The 1,685-nt window shown below is 55.5% G+C and carries 1 protein-coding gene; it reads left to right on the top strand.

Translation table 11 applies throughout. From position 1 onward, the window contains the following. The coding region (locus FH968_RS23500) for an Ig-like domain-containing protein (RefSeq protein ID WP_223271392.1) at nt 1-1,685 on the top strand (1,685 nt) is incomplete at both ends.

The raw sequence follows: 1,685 nt of genomic DNA on the forward strand, positions 1-1,685 counted from the left end.
CGGCGCAGGTATTGTTATCAGTATCTATGCCAATACCGAATTTCTGGGGCATGCCACTATCGGGGATGACGGTTTCTGGTCCTTCACGCCGGAGCAGCCTCTGGAGGTTAACCAGGAATACATCTTCCAGACACTGGTACAGGACCCGGGCAGCGATGCTCTCCTGATATCCCTCCCTTATAAGGTTTACACCATCGAAACCAATGGTGATGTCCCGGCGACCATCTCGCTGGACAGTATTGTCGATAATATCCGCGGCTTTTATGGCTATACCGGCGCACTCCCGGACGATGGCCGTGGTCTGACGAATGATGCGCACCCTGACCTGTCCGGTAAGGCAAACGCCGGGGCACGCGTGAACGTCTATGACAACGGTACCCTGATTGGCTCCACCACGGTGGGTGCAGACGGAAGCTGGAAGTTCACTCCGGCCACGGCGCTGAAGGACGGCACTCACGTGCTCGTCGCCACCGTGGTCACCGCAATCGGTGAAAGCAGCCCGACTGCCGGTTTCACCATTACAGTCGATACCGTTAACAGCCAGCCGATCCTCGATACAGTGCAGGATAACGTGGGCACTGTGCAGACTTTGGTGAGCAACGGGGGGCTGACCGATGACAGCCGTCCGGTACTGACCGGCCATGCAGAAGCAGGCTCCCGTGTGGACATTCATGTCTTTGGTCCGAACGGTAAAGCGCTGTATTACCAGAGTGTCACGGCGGGAAATGATGGTTCGTGGACCTACCAGCCAAAAGCCTTCACCACACACGGTAACTACTCATTTGGCATTACTGGTATAGACCAGGCCGGGAACGCGTGGCGTACTTATGGTGATAAATTCACTGTTAAATATGTTGGCAGCAACCAGGACGACACGTCGGTTCCGGATGCGGCGACTGGCCTGGTACTGCACGATGATGTGGGCAGCATTAAAACTGACATCCAAAACAAGGGCATCACCGATGACAGCAAACCGACACTGAGCGGTCATGCTGACGCCGGTGATATTGTGCTGGTTTACGACAACAACAAAGTGATTGGCTCGGCGACAGTAGCCAGTAACGGCAACTGGAGCTTCACCCCGGCGACGGCTCTGAACGATGGCAGCCACAGTTTCACGACGGTGGTGAAGAATGTGGATAACGGTCACACCAGTGCGGCGTCTGCGGCTATCGGCTTTACCGTGGACACCGTTATTACGGCACCGGTGATTACCGGTGTGTGGGATAATGTGGGAACAAAAACGGGTAATGTCGCCAATGGCGGCGTAACCGATGATATTCTGCCTAAAATCTCCGGTACGGCCGAGGCTGGCAGCATGGTGACCATCACCCTGACAGGGCCAGCAGGTCAACGCTACACATATGATGCCGTCCAGGCTGACCAGAACGGTAACTGGCATTACTATGTTGTCGGGGAGCTGGGATGGACTGCAGGTAATAGCCGGGCGTTCACGTTTACGGCCACCGCAGCGGATGTCGCAGGCAATGTCAGCCACAGCAGTGAGAAATATGTCATCAATTATGTTGACAGCAACCAGGACGACACGTCAGTTCCGGATGCGGCGACCGGTCTGGTATTGCACGATGACGTGGGCAGCATTAAAACTGACATCCAAAACAAGGGCATCACCGATGACAGCAAACCGGCACTGAGCGGTCACGCAGACGCCGGTGATATTGTGC

It is taken from the genome of Buttiauxella sp. B2 (assembly GCF_006376615.1).
Classification (GTDB): Bacteria; Pseudomonadota; Gammaproteobacteria; order Enterobacterales; family Enterobacteriaceae; genus Buttiauxella.